10 protein-coding genes are annotated in these 14,950 nt (G+C 32.2%); all 10 read right to left on the bottom strand.

Annotated features, from left to right (window positions below):
* Positions 1–52: 52 nt before the first annotated feature.
* The 10 genes from ACFS5O_RS00575 to ACFS5O_RS00530 all read right to left on the bottom strand — a co-directional run bounded on the left by ACFS5O_RS00575 (position 53) and on the right by ACFS5O_RS00530 (position 14,736).
* Positions 53–4,741: a DEAD/DEAH box helicase gene (locus ACFS5O_RS00575; protein ID WP_318300070.1), complete on the bottom strand. Its 4,689-nt coding sequence runs from the start codon at positions 4,739–4,741 to the stop codon at positions 53–55.
* 253 nt (positions 4,742–4,994) lie between these two features.
* Positions 4,995–5,222 carry a hypothetical protein gene (locus ACFS5O_RS00570; protein ID WP_205724524.1) on the bottom strand — a complete coding sequence of 76 codons (228 nt, stop codon included), beginning with the start codon at positions 5,220–5,222 and terminating at the stop codon, positions 4,995–4,997.
* 53 nt (positions 5,223–5,275) lie between these two features.
* Complete coding sequence (locus ACFS5O_RS00565) at positions 5,276–6,793, bottom strand: phage major capsid protein (protein WP_205724523.1); 1,518 nt, start codon at positions 6,791–6,793, stop codon at positions 5,276–5,278.
* Between the two features lie 468 nt (positions 6,794–7,261).
* Positions 7,262–8,638, bottom strand: coding sequence for a DEAD/DEAH box helicase (locus tag ACFS5O_RS00560; RefSeq protein ID WP_205724522.1), 1,377 nt, complete (start codon positions 8,636–8,638; stop codon positions 7,262–7,264).
* Positions 8,639–8,850: 212 nt separating this feature from the next.
* The gene (locus tag ACFS5O_RS00555; RefSeq protein ID WP_205724521.1) at positions 8,851–9,564 is read right to left on the bottom strand and encodes a hypothetical protein; all 714 of its coding nucleotides are present in this window, start codon (positions 9,562–9,564) and stop codon (positions 8,851–8,853) included.
* Positions 9,565–9,771: 207 nt separating this feature from the next.
* On the bottom strand, positions 9,772–10,626 hold the full coding sequence (locus tag ACFS5O_RS00550; protein ID WP_205724520.1) for a hypothetical protein: 855 nt from the start codon (positions 10,624–10,626) through the stop codon (positions 9,772–9,774).
* Positions 10,627–10,774: 148 nt separating this feature from the next.
* Positions 10,775–11,701 carry a tyrosine-type recombinase/integrase gene (locus ACFS5O_RS00545; RefSeq protein WP_205724519.1) on the bottom strand — a complete coding sequence of 309 codons (927 nt, stop codon included), beginning with the start codon at positions 11,699–11,701 and terminating at the stop codon, positions 10,775–10,777.
* A gap of 358 nt (positions 11,702–12,059) precedes the next feature.
* Positions 12,060–13,034: a HEPN domain-containing protein gene (locus ACFS5O_RS00540; RefSeq protein WP_205724518.1), complete on the bottom strand. Its 975-nt coding sequence runs from the start codon at positions 13,032–13,034 to the stop codon at positions 12,060–12,062.
* Positions 13,035–13,137: 103 nt separating this feature from the next.
* Complete coding sequence (locus tag ACFS5O_RS00535) at positions 13,138–13,926, bottom strand: hypothetical protein (protein ID WP_205724517.1); 789 nt, start codon at positions 13,924–13,926, stop codon at positions 13,138–13,140.
* Positions 13,927–13,929: 3 nt separating this feature from the next.
* On the bottom strand, positions 13,930–14,736 hold the full coding sequence (locus tag ACFS5O_RS00530; RefSeq protein ID WP_205724516.1) for an SMODS domain-containing nucleotidyltransferase: 807 nt from the start codon (positions 14,734–14,736) through the stop codon (positions 13,930–13,932).
* Positions 14,737–14,950 lie beyond the last annotated feature (214 nt).

Genomic DNA, 14,950 nt, shown 5'->3' with positions numbered 1-14,950 from the left:
AAGGTGATTTTCTTATGAAATAAAATTGATATTTCATATTAATTTATTTAACTTATTCCTCTATTACTAATGCTGGTAAATTATTGACCAAATCAACTGTTTGAACAGAAACATTAATAATAGAGAGTAGCAAATTGAATATATACTTCTCATCATCAGAATAGTTATTTGGATCATCTGTAATGCCTGATTTTTTATCGGTTTTTACTTGATACTGTTCAATAATCCATTCAATTGCAGAACGACCATTTAAATTGTATTCAAATGCTTTTTCAGGAATGTTCTTTATTTTTATATCATTGTTAAAAACGATAATAGACTTATTTTTTTTATCTTGTTTGATTTTATTCACTCTATATGATGGATGATTCACTAAAAATTCTATCTTAGTCTCGCTACAAGGAGGACAATTTTCATAATTCAAATGAATTTCCGCTAATTTATATCCAATTTCAACATATTTTTCTGCATGCTTAACTTTAGGAATACGAGGAAATTCTTTTCTTAAATTATTTTCAAACATTGTCCGATAATCTTTTGAATGCATTACAGCGTAGGTGTAGTAAAACATTTCTTCTGTAGATAAATCAAACTTTTTTGCTATATCCTCTGAAATATTACTTTCATTGTCTTTAAATAACTCAACAACATTCTTCTTATTGAAAAGTACATATCCTTGAGCTCCACCATGGAAAAAGTTTAAATCTGGGACTGTATCAACCATTAAACAAGCGAAACTTCGTTTAGAACCATTATTTGGAACAAGAATAGCTCTATTACTATCTCCAAATATTTCCTTCCATTTACGAGGGCGTTCAATAACTTTTTTATCGTAGTACAACCATTTTTTAGTAAAAGGACGATAAATATGAGTTTGAATTTCAGCAGGATTTAATAAGAGCTTCTCACCTTTAGCAAAAACATTTTTTAGACCACTACTCCAACTAACAAAATTAGGGGCTATATTTAAAAGAGATATCCTTTTTTCTTTATTTGAAATTTCTTTTAATCTGTCAATTTCAGTATTAAAATTATTCAACATTATTTGAGTGTTGAGTTCTACTTGTGTTTTAGAAAAACCATAGACCCAAATATCCCTATTTGTACTAATACCAAGGGATTTTTCTAAAAAGACTCCTGATTCTTCAGGATCTATTGAAACAAAGTTGGAATACTCGCCGCCCCTTTGATTTACCCAATCGTTATTCTTGTCGGGAAAAATTTGTGTCCATTCAGTTGAATTAAGTAGAGAAGATTCTTTTAAAAGCTGAAGCTTTTGCTCCTTGTTTAGATAATCTCCTATGTCACGATAATATATTTCATGATTATCGGAACCATCCTTTATTAAAAGGGTTATAGCAATAAGCGTTCTACTACCTTCACCAAAAATGTTGCCCCCTTCCTTACGTCTATCCTCTCCTTGTAAATACGCATTTCCACGAAGGTTGTAAACATATATATAGTTAAATTCCTCATGAAAGCATTTTCTAATCCCTTCTGCAGTTGATGTATCAATATAAGATCCATTTGTAATAAAACCTATTACACCTTGCTGACCAAGCCTATCTGAAGACCACCTAAATGCTCTAATCAAAGGATCGTAAAGTGTATTTTTATTAACAGCATTTGAATTCTTTACATACGTATCTCTAATTCTATTATCAAGTCCCTGATATTTCTTATTCTGTTGTCCATCATTTTCATTAGTTTGCCGAGCGCTATATGGCGGATTTCCCATTATTACGAATATTGGTTCTTCTTGCTGCTTCTTTAATCTGGCATTATTTTCATCAAATAATTCATCCATAAATGAATCTTTGTTTTCGGTAGTTTCAAAAGTATCTGTTAAAACAATACCTTCGAAGGGCTTATACTCCCCTTCCATTATTGCATGATACGTTTCTTCAATGTTAATAGCAGCTATATAATAGCTCAATAGAACAATTTCATTAGCATGAAGTTCTTGAGTATACTTTCGAACTAAATCCTCTTTAGGTACCAACCCACTTTGTAAAACACTTGTAATGAATGTTCCTGTTCCAGTAAATGGATCAAGTATATGTACCCCTTCGCTCGCTAATGATTTTCCAAAGTGTTTTTTCAGTACTTCATCCATAGAGCGAACAATAAAGTCTACAGCTTCTATAGGTGTAAAGACTATTCCCAAACGTTCAGTTGTGTCCTTAAATCCTACTTTAAAGAACCGATTATAAAGTTGAATTATGATTTCCTGCTTAGCTTTTAGATTATCAATTCCCTTAGCACGGACACTAACACTTTCATAAAATTCCTGTAGCCTTCTTTGTTCTTTAACTAATCCTTGTTCATCTAGAATTGTTAGCATAGAATCCATTGCTTTTGAAACTGGATTATTATTAACAAAGCTATAAGAATCAAATAATGCTTCGAATACTGGTTTTGTTATTAAATGTTGGGCAAGCATTTCAATAGCTTGGTTCACAGTTATGGAATCATTGATATTGTATCGTAAACTCGCTAAGAACTTTTGGAACTCTTTATATGCCTCAGTGTTTTCGTCCTCTAGCATGACGTGTATACGCATAATATGTTTTCGGGCAATGTCAGCAACATCTTCCGACCATTGTTCCCAATAGCGTACATTTCCTACTTTCCTTACAATCTTTCCATATATCGCTCGTTCGAGTTCAGACCAATCTTCATCTGTAAGAGAAAATGATAGCTGTTCATCCTCAGGCTCTGGACTAATTAACCCATCTTCAGGCGGATCGCCTACTCCAATGACTTGAATCTGACCTGGTTTTTTCTTGTTCAACTCAAGTTTGTTGATTGTTGCATCAAAACGCTCATCTAATGAACGTAATGCGTTTAAAACTTCCCACACTACTCGATACTTATCGTTATTGTCTAGAACTGAATTAGGATCCACACCAGCTGGAATACCGATAGGTAAGATTACATAACCATAATCTTTTCCCTCTACTTTTCTCATTACTCTTCCTACAGCTTGTGCAATATCAATTTTCGATTTTCGAGGTTTTAAGAACATAACCGCATCTAAGTCGGGAACGTCAACACCCTCCGTTAGGAACCTCGCATTAGATAATATTCTACACGTATGATCAGGAACATCAGCCTTCAACCATGAAATCTTTTCATTCTTCTTAAGTGCATTCATCGAACCATCTGCGTGTTCAATTTCTATTGAGAAACTGTCTTCATTAACTTCACTAATGTATTCATCAACTACTTGAGAAAACATATTAGTTATTAATTTTGAATCTTTAATAGTACCTGTAAATGCAATTGCTCTTTTCATCGGTTGACCTAGGGTTTCATCAGAATGACTTTTTCTTTTTACCAACCCATTCCAACAGCCGATAATCTTTGTTACATCATCAAACTCCAGTTCTGATTCTCGAGCAAGCATTTGTTGAAATCTACGAGCGATGACTTCTTCATCAACAGCCAAAACCATCACTTTATAATCAGTTAGAATATCTTTACGAATAGCATCACCAAATCCAATTCGATAGAATTCTTCACCATATATTTCGGAGTCGCCCATATCTGCAATTAATACTGACATTTCATCAGCTTTCTTTTTTGCATCTTCTCCATAGACCCTAGGTGTTGCAGTTTGGTACAATCGTTTAACAGTTTTAATATTGTCATCACTATGTACCTTGGTAAAAGCACTTCCTTCTCTCCCATTTTCAGTTGCGCCTGTAGTTCGATGTGCTTCATCACATATAACTAAATCAAATTGGTAAAAACCCTTTTTTTGAGCTTCAATAATTACATCAATAGACTGGTAGGTCGAGTAGACAACTAAAAAGTCTCCTGGATTCTCATTGCTTTCAATTTTGTTCTGATATTCCAACAATTTTTGAGTGTTTGTAGTAGCTGGATATCCAATATCAGCAGCAGCAATGTCTTCTAGTTCATTTTCACCTTTTTCTTTTGTAACTTTTCTATCTGAACACACAGCAATGGAATCCATCTTGTAGTTGGTATCAGCATTCCAACTTCGCAATGTTTGAGATAATAACTGTATACTCGGAACTAAATATAAAACTCTATATGTATCCTTTTTTTCAGCTGCGAGTTTTTCTGCAATTGCCATTGATGTATAAGTTTTCCCTGTTCCTGGAGCCATAATTAGCTTTCCACGATCAGCGTTTTTGAACCCATTCACCACATCCTCAATAGCTGGAATTTGATGAGGACGTGGAGTTTTTTTCTTTTGTAATTTAACTTTCTTTGGATTATTAAAAGAATAAGCCGACCAATCAATTTGACTTTGTTGCAAATCTGATAAGGAAATCCTTGAAATGATTTTATTTCTGAATTTTAAAGCGTCGTCTGCATTATCACTCCACTTATCAGTTGTTGTGACAATGATTCCTTCCGAATAATAACTCTTTCCTACTTCATTTAAAAAAGAATCGATATGTGCTTTCCTTATGACCATACCTTCTGAGTAATACTTACACTGAATAGCTACCAATTCGCCTGTTTCTCGTTTTCTTGCTACTAAGTCTACACCGGTATCCTTTTTAGGAATATTATATTCAGCTGGAACATCACTTAATTTCCATACTTTTTCAAATAAACGATTATACATTGGCTCATTTTCTAAATATGCAACAAATAATAATTCAAATAATGTTCCTCTATCACGTTGTGTATGTTGTTTCGTGTCTATTTCATTTATTAATGTCACGAAACTTTTATGATTTTTTTGATCCAAACTCTTCACCTAACTTTCATTGAATAACATATACTATTCTATCAAACATGATTACTATTTTATCATGAAAATAGTTCTTTTTAGTAAAAGGTTTGAAGATAATGGGAATTAAGATCAAGTGTTTGTCTCAGAGCAATAATATCTTTTGCAATTTGCTATAAGTTTAACGTGTTTGGGCGTTTTGGTACCTTGTGTGCAAGTGACACCTCCCTGTTATATCAGTTCATTCACCTTTTTTTCTTACAAAGATAGGCCATACCTTCTACTTGTCACAGAACTTCCTTACAAAGCCGTAGCTGACAGGTTCGATTTTCAATGCTCTTAAGCTTAAGTTGACCTTATCGACAACCTTCTGTTTGCTCAGCTCTTCATTCCTTACTTGAATTTGCTTAACAATATGTTTAACAATAGCTTCAGCTACAACAAATCTATATGTCTCCCTATCAACACATGATTCTATACACTTTAATTGTTTCATCAATTCATTCATTTCCTTACTCCTTTCAGACAAATAAAAAAAGAAAGGTCCGAAGACCTTCTCTATTAAGCAATAATCTCTAACTTTGTTAATGCATCTGGATTGTATACTGCTCCATCCACGTAAATGTCAAATAAGAATCCTACTGAACCTTGCAGAGCATGCTGAGAATCTTGAACCTTTGTCATCTTACCACCTTGTTTAATCATTACCGCATAAGCATCTTCAATACTACCCACTATACAAGGTACATGGCTGACATCACCAGCATCTAGAGAACTAGTAATAATTACTTCTAATCCGAATAATGTATAAGTTGGTTTACCATTAACAAACCCATTTTGAACGTAAAAATGTCCTGCTGCATCTTTCAATTTTGCAATACGGTTATAGAATGGTCTCGACATAATGAATTGTGAACGTTGGAGATATTCAGGATGAATCGATAGTGACATATCCATAAGAGTATCAAGAGCTTCTTGGTCTGATGCACCTACTTTTAATGTTTGTTTACCAATCTCAGAGTTAGGAACAATGCCTGCAAATTCATCTACTTGAGCTCCTTGAAGAATAGAACGTTCAATAGCTTTAAATGTACGCTTTACTAATAAATTTGAAGTATACTCTGCCATATTCATAGCAGCATCATTTATTAGTTGATTAGTTAAAGCAATATAAGCTCCAGCACGTTTTTGAGTTAATGTAACTTCTCCTAAAGAAAAAGCTTCTTCAATTAATTCTTTCCCTTCACCAACAAAGGACCCAATACCCACTGCTGTTTCTCGAGGAATTTTTATTGATCCAGCAACAGAACGTATCTTTCTTGCTTTTGCGAATATAGGTGAAGATTCATCTAATTTTTCAACAATCATCTCTGCTACTGCTGTTGGAAGAACAGATTCATTTCCAGAAGTTAAATTTAAATCACGTAACCCTTCGTTAAATTCTCGTACTTCTTCCTGTCGTACTTCAACTTCATTCTTTGGAACTTCTACATAACGATGTTCAATTTTCATATTTGTTTTCTCCTTTGTTTTTTCTCTGCTTACATCTTCAGGAATTTCAACTTCTTCAACTAAGTCAATACCACGTGCAGCAATAGTTGATTGTGAATAAGCCGGACTTTTCACCACAGAAACTTCGAACAGTTCTAGTTCTTCGATTGTTCTTTCAAATAAGCCTGAACCAATATTCTTCCATGAATCTTTAATTGTCCTAAATCCGAATGACATATTTCTGTGTATCCCAGATTTAATTAATTCGTAATAATCTCTCCCGTAAGAAGTTGGGGTAATTACTGCAGACATAAAAAGTCCCTGCTCATCTTCAGTAAGGTTCAATGAACCGTTACGAGTTGAAGCAAGGATTTTTTTACTATCATGTTCTGCTAAAAAATCAATGTCGTTTTTAGCTTTTCTTATTGCAGAACTGAAAGCTCCTTTTGCAATTTTTTCTTTAAATTTCTTTGTAACTCCAAGGATTTCACTCCACTGACCAGTTTTGTTTACATAGCCAGAAACGGTTAATGAATCATCTTTATTTGCACGTAATTCGACATTTTTGACTCTGAGCTCAATTTTCATATTTTCTATACGCCTCCAGATAGTATTATATTTGCTTAGTTAAGCAAATCATGAACAAAAATAAAAAGATGCACCCATTTGGATGCACCTTCGACTAGCAATTTATCATTTTATAAGTAAGTTATAGTATAAAAAACTATCCGAGATAAAAAACCAAACTTGGAGGAATGGAAAAACAAAGACTCGGATAGTTTTGTTTAAGTTTGGAGGTGAGATCAGTCATGGAAAAAACTGATCTCGTTTAGATATAGGTTTAGCTACATCCTTTGAATCTTAAGCAATACAAGAAACAGTTAATATCAAATTGAAGATATCAATTAATGAAAGGTGCTCGAGTAAACAACTCTTATATAAATATTTATACACAAGTAGGGTTTGATAGACACTTCTCGAGACACTATTTTGCATAGGCAAGCAATTTAGTAGCCTCTATATAATAATATACATAAGCACAACTTACTGTACGAATTAATGATTTTGTTCAATAATATCAAATTTTATTTGTTTTCCATTAACTCTGCTTTTACCTGATGTTATTTTAAAACCATTTTCAGAAAGCATTTTTTTAACGCTCGTCCATTTCAATTGGCGACCATGACCATTGATTAAATTAAGCTCTTGAATAAATTTGTCCTTTATCTCTTTAGTCAATGGAATACCAATGTACTTTTCAAGCTTGGTTGGACAGAGCTCAACAACAGTACCATCTCTTTTAATTGTTTCAATTGAACCACTCTGATTTAAAGTAACTAAACTTTCAATGTCATGTCGAATTCTTCCACGTACCTGAGTTATCACTTCTGAATTTCTACTATGGACAATAACTGTTTGAGCCATATTCTCTGTATCAAAGATATTGTAACCAGTTTCATAAGCAGCATTAATAATAACTATATCTACATACTCTGGAATTTCTTCATTTTCGATAATATGCTCTCGAACTTTTCTAGACAGATTATCCATTTTTCTTTCGTTATTAATACTCCAAAGACAAGCAACATTAAATCCATTCATTTCTAGTTTAGATCGAACCTCCTCTGCTTTCTTAATAGTTTCAACATACATGAGAATTTTATTATCTTCGGGTAAGTCACTTTTCCTAAGTTCCTTCAAGATGTTATTGATATTTGTATAAACTTTTTGACTGTTAAATAAATATCCTCGTAATTCATTTTCAGATACGATTTTGTTACATGTATAATTTAAGCTCATTTTTAAAATCTTTGTAATTCTATAGGGAGTCGCCGTCATAAACAAAGTTTTAAAAACTCCTTTTTCAGTAGAGCTAACAATTTTTTCAAGAGCTTTATATAATTTTGTTTCTTCTTTTTTAGCACCAAGTTGAACTTCATAACCAATATACTTCGCCAAGTTATGAACTTCATCACAACACATAAATTTAATGTTATTTAAAAAATTATTGTCTTTACTGACACTCAAAACATGTGCAAATTTTGCATATGTCATACAGATCGCACGATTATCCTTTCTTATTTCTTTATTCATCTGAATACCAAATCCATGACTAGGAAGTTGATCGATACTATACTCCATTGTTCCTTTAACAGTAGGATTGTAAGGCTTCAAGTATTCTTCATACTTAGTTAATAAAGATTCCTCTAAAACAGATGTATCAACCAAGTAAAGGATTCGTTCTTTATTCTTTGCTTTTTTAATAACTTCATCAATAAAGAAAGTTGTTTTACCAGTACCGCATGGAGATTCAATTAAGTTAATTATTCCTTTTACTATTTTTGAATAAGTAACTAATTCAGATACATACTTCGCTTTATACCCATTTGATAATTTTATTGACTGTAAGTACATTTCATTTCCTGATTTCATTATTGCATTTCTCCTTATGTTAGTTTTTATAGAAGAATTTTATCTTCTAGAATAAAAACGTAAATCAATTAGAAGAAAGATTTTTATCTTCTTGGTACCAAACTGTACTTGAGAGTATATACTCGTGTACAATTTAGTACCACTTTGCGATCAAGCTTCGCTTGTCGCATGGCAAAGGCTTCGCCTTTGACCATCATATAAAAAGAACAGCATTACTGCTGCTCTAATTCTGACCATTTTATTAATCGATATTCATTTATTTCTTTGTCTAAATTATGAATTTCAGGAGAATTATTTTTTTTCCAATGATATTCTTCATCGTCTGTTAACCGATATATTAAAGAAGATACATAGTCAGCAATTGCTCTTTGCACTTCATATCGTACGGGATATTCAAAATCACTACAAATTATTCTGTCGTTTCTAATATCGCCAAGTTTATTACTTAATTCTTTTTTTAATGCCACTACAATTTCATCTTTAGTATTAAGATTTGTGTTATTGCATGAATATTCCTCATGTGTATAGTAATCAAATTCAGAGCATAAGTTGTCATGTTCGAACATTTCTGCCATTGCTTTATCTGTTATACCTTGTCTTTCTTCTCGGCGTAAATCAGCTTGTTCTCTTTTGAGGTTAGCTTCCTCACGTTTCTTTTCCCAGCAATTCACCTCAGCAATTTTTATTAACGGTATGTTTTCTATTTCATTTTTAAACAATCGTTTTATCATTGTTCTAGGAGTATACCAATTTTTGTCGGTTGGCTTCTTATATTTAACAAATTTATTGAATTGATAAGTTAAAACAATAAATTCAGCAACACAAGTAACTTTTGCTTCATACACAAATTCATATTCTGTTTTCTCTGAGAAAGAGTTATTAAAAGAATTGTAAATCGAAATTTGGATTGTCTGCGTATTTTTCATAATTGTATTACCTCCGCAAGTTGTATTTTATTTATCTTACAGAGTTGTTATATCGGAACATATGTTCTTGTAAAGCAATTTTGAAAAAAAATTTTAAAAAAATTGGCTTTTTAACTAGATTATGAGAGATAATATGAATTATTTGTATCCTATTATAAAATGTCATGTCGCCAATCCTAGGACCTCAGGAAGCTATTCTAGAGAAGTTTAATAAGGTATTCCTTCGTTGTCATAATTAAGCCAATCATAAACAGGAACATTTTTACTTACTCGATTCTTTAAATCAATTTTTCCATGCTTGAAATCAGATTTATATGCAATATTCTTTAATGACTGATAAACATATCCTTCAATCTTTTCTTCTGGTATTTCTACATATCGATTGTCATTAATCACTTCGTTAATAAATTGATCTGCAATCGTAAAGTAATCTTTCTTGCTCCATCTTCCTACAGCAAACTCAGTATAGTGATTTTCAAAAGAATTCATCATCAGACTTTTAAAATTGTTAATGTCCTTGTTAATTAACAATATTTCATTGTTATCTTTATCTTGTTCTTTTTTATTTTTCTTTTTAATAGCGGTGCCCTTTTGTAAAGGCTTGCTGTGACCTTTTGTCATTCCTAGGGTTGACCTTTTGTCATAGCTAGGTGTTACATTATGTAAATGCTGCTCCTCAACCGTTGATACAATCAGGTCTTCCCTTTTGGCAGAGCTAGGGTTTCCCTTTAAATATTGTTCAACAACCTTTTCAGTTATATGAAAGTATTTCTTTGATGGAACACCCATCATTCGTGTTTCAATATACCCCGTTTGCTCAAGTTCTTTTGTTGCTTTAAGCTGCTGCTTATACGTTAATGATGTTTCTTCTAATAATGTCTCACTAGTTAAAAAGAAGTATTCTTTTTCTCCCCTAACTGTGAGCATTCCTTTACTTCCAAAGCTTTCATAACTCGAACAAAGTTGTCCAAAAATAATTGATGCATTTACTGATACTGTTCGAGCTAAATCTTTGTTATACATAACAAATCCTTTACCACTTAATACCGACATTAACTTCATCTTCTCGCTCCTTCTTGACACTGAAGAAAACGACTTGCTATCATTAAAATGTAGAAGTTTTCTTCTGCGCTGTGTTTTTAGAGGGTGGAAAGGGTCCAATCTAGCCACTCTCTTTTTAATTTTAAAACACGAACAAACATTCGTACATTTATATATTCAATCCCTTTAGTGCTCCAAATTGTTTATGCTTTCTTTCTATATCCTCACCCCAAAGATTCACATACTTCTTTGTTATTGTCATATCTGAGTGACCTAATAGAGTCATTAAAGAAAAAGCATCAATTCCAGCCACAATCATCCGTCTAGCCATCGTATGCCTGAATGTATGTGGACTAACTCTTTTACTAATTCCTGCATCCTTTCCATACTTCGTAAATCTTGTTTGAATACTGTGTGGTTTTAGATCATTGTTATCATGACTAATAAAAAGTTTATCTGTCTCTAAATCTCCCCTAATGATCAAATACCTCTTCAATTGCTCTTGAGTAATTTGCGAAAGATAAACAGTTCTTTCAAATAAATTTTTGGTGCGTTTTATTATTAAGCTACTACCTCTAATATCTTTTGTCTCAATACCAACAATCTCAGACAGCCTAACTCCAGTATCCAAAAATAACAATAGAATTACTTCGTCACGAAAAGAAACAAATGTCTTATACCTTCTAATCGTCTTTATTAATTTTTCTATTTCACTATTGTCTAATGTCTCAATAGTCTTCTGCCGATCTCTTAATAACTTAATGTTCTTCATAGGATTTGTGTAGATTAATTTGTTTTTCTTTAAGAAGTTATAGAATGAGCGTAGCGCTCTTAAACGAGTGTTTATTGTGGTTACCTTTATCAACTTCTTACTATTCAAAATAAGATCTTCTAGGTCCCTTTGCACACACTCAACTAATGGCTTATTCAATAACTTTTTTGCAGCATGAAATTCATTCTTATAGTACTCAATTGTTGCAGGTCTTAAGTTCCTTAAATAACAGTCTCTAAAGAAGATTTCTAGTGCTTCATCATCACTAATCTTTTTTGAAATTAGTTTTAACTCTTCTTCTGATAATTCTTTTCGTCTTTTCATAACAGCCTCCTAAGCACACGATTCGAGGCACACGATTTTCACTTTTTTTAGTCGTCTTTTTAGACAACAAAAAAGACCTTCTACAACTGTAGAAAGTCTTGAATTCACGCTGTTAAGTTAAGTAAAATGGTACCGGTGGTCGGGGTCGAACCGACACTCCAGAAGGAACACGATTTTGAGTCGAGTTTTCACTTCATTCTTTCAGTTATATGTGTGTGAGGTACCGAGATATTAACGTTTCTTCAACAGTAAATTGTGGTCATTACTGAAACACTTCATACGATTAGTGAACAATTACCATTATAGTAATTTTGCTTTATTAATGCAAGTTAAAATTATCTGCAACTAATAAGATACCTTATGAAAATATAAGTTCATTGAACCATTTGTTTAACTCTGTATTCTCGTCGTTACTTTTATAGCGATTGGTTATTTCACTATTAGTAAAAATAATCTTAAATAAGCGTCTTATATAGTTATCGAATTCAATACAAAGTTCAGTCTGTTTTTCAATACTTCTATATTTTCTTGGTAATTTGTCTCCATGGAAATTTGCTGACCTAACAGAGTAAGCATCTTTAATAAACTTATAAATCTTTTCTCTTTCCTCAATACCTTTTCCTAATAATAAAGCTGTTCTCTCTGCTAATTGATGTCCAATTTCAGCTTTACTCGTTGATAACAATGTTTCTAATAACATGCAATACATAGCAATTCTACCTGGTGGAAACCCTTGGGTCCTAGTGGATTGAAGAAAGTATACAAACCTCTCTAATCTATTCGCTTCCATGGTAATTATTTTGCTTGTTTCATAATGGTCTAAATCAGCATTAGTATTTTCTCCAAATATGTCCGTATATAACTTTATTGAGTCATTAATTTCTTCAACTGAGAAAACAGTATCTTCATTGCCACCTTTACAATCCACAAATTGTGTTGTTCTCATATTAGATGATACTGATTGAATTGTTAATAATTTTTTATCATACACATATAAGAAACCTAGTTCAGTTCTTACACTGTTGTCTTTAGTAAGCCATAAGGATGTCCCTACTGTTTGACATAATCTAAGGTAATAGTTCAAAAATTCCAATCTGCCATTTTCTACATTTTCACTATCATCCTCGTAATCACCTTCTGCGTACACAAATGGACCTTGAAGTAAGCTGTTATATTCTAATTTACCAAGCATTGTTTTAAAGAAGTCGTCACTTCTTGACTCAATTATACTTTTATTATTTGTAACCCTTAAATTTTCTAATACCCTTATGCCTCTATTCAACACCTGATTTATTGTTAACCCATGCAATCTAGCTACAAAAAAATATTTCAAACGTCTCCCCTTCTCCACACTAATTTCTACTATATTAAATAGCTACGTTTATTATCAATATTTCTGTTAACATGATGGAATTTCTTTTTAAAGAAAAGACAGTTTAATTAGTTACTCTATCTACATTTAGACTACGTTTTATTTCTTCCCACTCTTGCGTAACCTCCGGGTTTATTTTGTGGAAAATCTTTGAATCCTGCTTCACACCCGAATATGCTTTTGCAGATTCATACTTAACGAAACAATCAAGTAATTTTGCAGACATTCTCTTATCACTTTCACTTGTTCTTTGATTATGGAAGAGAAAAATATCATGTAGGGAATCAAAAATTACTTTGTTTTTAAAATGTAAAACTTCAAGCCTAACATAAGCAGGAATTAAGGTGCTGGCAAACAAAGTTTGTGCAAGGATAGAGATTAATTCCATTTCAGTAGTTCTTAACAGAAGTGCTACAAAAAACACCACTATAAATATCCCGATTTTAATTCTTTCTCTCTTTGCCATTTCGTAAGTAACTCTTTTAGCAAACAAGGAATTTTCAAAGATATTTGCCCCTAATTTTAATAAGGAAGGTTCTATTTCATTGTTGTAGTACATGTTAGTTTTTTCGTTATCTAAAGGAACATTAAATGAGTTCGTTAACAAATGAACCCTTCTTATATCCTCAACTTTTGGGATTTTGAAAATGCTTAAATAATTATCAATTACAAAGTAACCAAACGTAGTAATAGTAAACACAGTTAGCAAAATGTTCTTTACAGTTAAGGAATTATCTACAAAAAATACCGCAATTGATAAAGCAGCGTTTACCCAAAATAATGTAGTAGTTGCTGTATTAAGTTTTTCTATGTCCTTGTAGTGTCTATCTAAGGAATCATAACGTTCACTCATACATTACCTCACATAAACTTCTGGAAAGAGATTCTTAATTGTTTCTCTAGCTTGAACCTCGTAACCTCTTTGTTCATGCCATTTAGCTTCATAGATAATTTTTTTTGCCCTTCCTAAACGTTCTATAAATCTTTGAGAATCACCGTAGCTAGGAGTCATTGTTTCAAAAGTATCGTAAACATACTCTTTTAATGAACCTCTGCTATTGTAATTGTATTTCTGTACCAACATATTTTCTAAATCAAAAGAATAAAGATAACCGTCTAATTTGTTTGTGTTCCAGTATTTAAGTAAACGAACCAATGGTTTAATTCTAGAATTGTTATACACGTTAACTCTAGTAATTTTCTCATTGAATCCCAAAGGGTCAGTGGGCATCCATTGGGAAAAGATATTTTGCTTTGAGGGAATTGAGAAGTTGCCCCAAGCGTCTTGAATAGCTGGAACTAGTTCGAACTTAATATGATTCAATTCAAGAACCATTGTTGGGCTATCTTTATATATTTCTGAACGGTTGTAATAGGTGTACATAAAATCTTTTAATTGTCTTAATAATGTTTCTGGGGTAAATCCTCTAGGATTCTTAAACACTACCATATAATCGACATCTGATTCAGAATCTACTCTACGAGGAAGAATCGTTCCTCTTGTGCTTGAACCAAATTGAAAATGAGTGTGTAACTGACCTTGATTAAAATAGGAATTTAATTTTCTTGATAAATTCTCGATTGAAGTTCGAATGTTGGCAGTTTCCGTAGCTGAAAGGACTAGGCTACTTGATAAAGTAGATAAATAATTATTAACCGACAAAAATTTCCCCTCCATACTTATATTTATTGTCATTATACAACAATATGTTATTTTTTGGATAAATTTATTGTATTTTGTCAGTTAACGAGACTATATGAAAACTTCTATTTAGATGATACCTATATGTACTATGGAAAACCAAACACAGTAATCTCTCTAACACCACTACTATATATACATTATGAAACTATATATATGGACATATTTAATCCCT

The sequence above is a fragment of the Fictibacillus nanhaiensis genome, assembly GCF_042686385.1.
GTDB lineage: Bacteria > Bacillota > Bacilli > Bacillales > Fictibacillaceae > Fictibacillus > Fictibacillus nanhaiensis.
Note: the sequence above shows the minus strand (reverse complement) of the source record. Positions and strands in the feature narration are given on the sequence as shown.

Coding starts and splice junctions, on each gene's coding strand:
- ACFS5O_RS00570 (WP_205724524.1), bottom strand. CDS start 5,222: ATGAATGAATTGATGAAACAATTAAAGTGTATAGAATCATGTGTTGAT.
- ACFS5O_RS00565 (WP_205724523.1), bottom strand. CDS start 6,793: ATGAAAATTGAGCTCAGAGTCAAAAATGTCGAATTACGTGCAAATAAA.
- ACFS5O_RS00560 (WP_205724522.1), bottom strand. CDS start 8,638: ATGAAATCAGGAAATGAAATGTACTTACAGTCAATAAAATTATCAAAT.
- ACFS5O_RS00555 (WP_205724521.1), bottom strand. CDS start 9,564: ATGAAAAATACGCAGACAATCCAAATTTCGATTTACAATTCTTTTAAT.
- ACFS5O_RS00550 (WP_205724520.1), bottom strand. CDS start 10,626: ATGAAGTTAATGTCGGTATTAAGTGGTAAAGGATTTGTTATGTATAAC.
- ACFS5O_RS00545 (WP_205724519.1), bottom strand. CDS start 11,701: ATGAAAAGACGAAAAGAATTATCAGAAGAAGAGTTAAAACTAATTTCA.
- ACFS5O_RS00535 (WP_205724517.1), bottom strand. CDS start 13,926: ATGAGTGAACGTTATGATTCCTTAGATAGACACTACAAGGACATAGAA.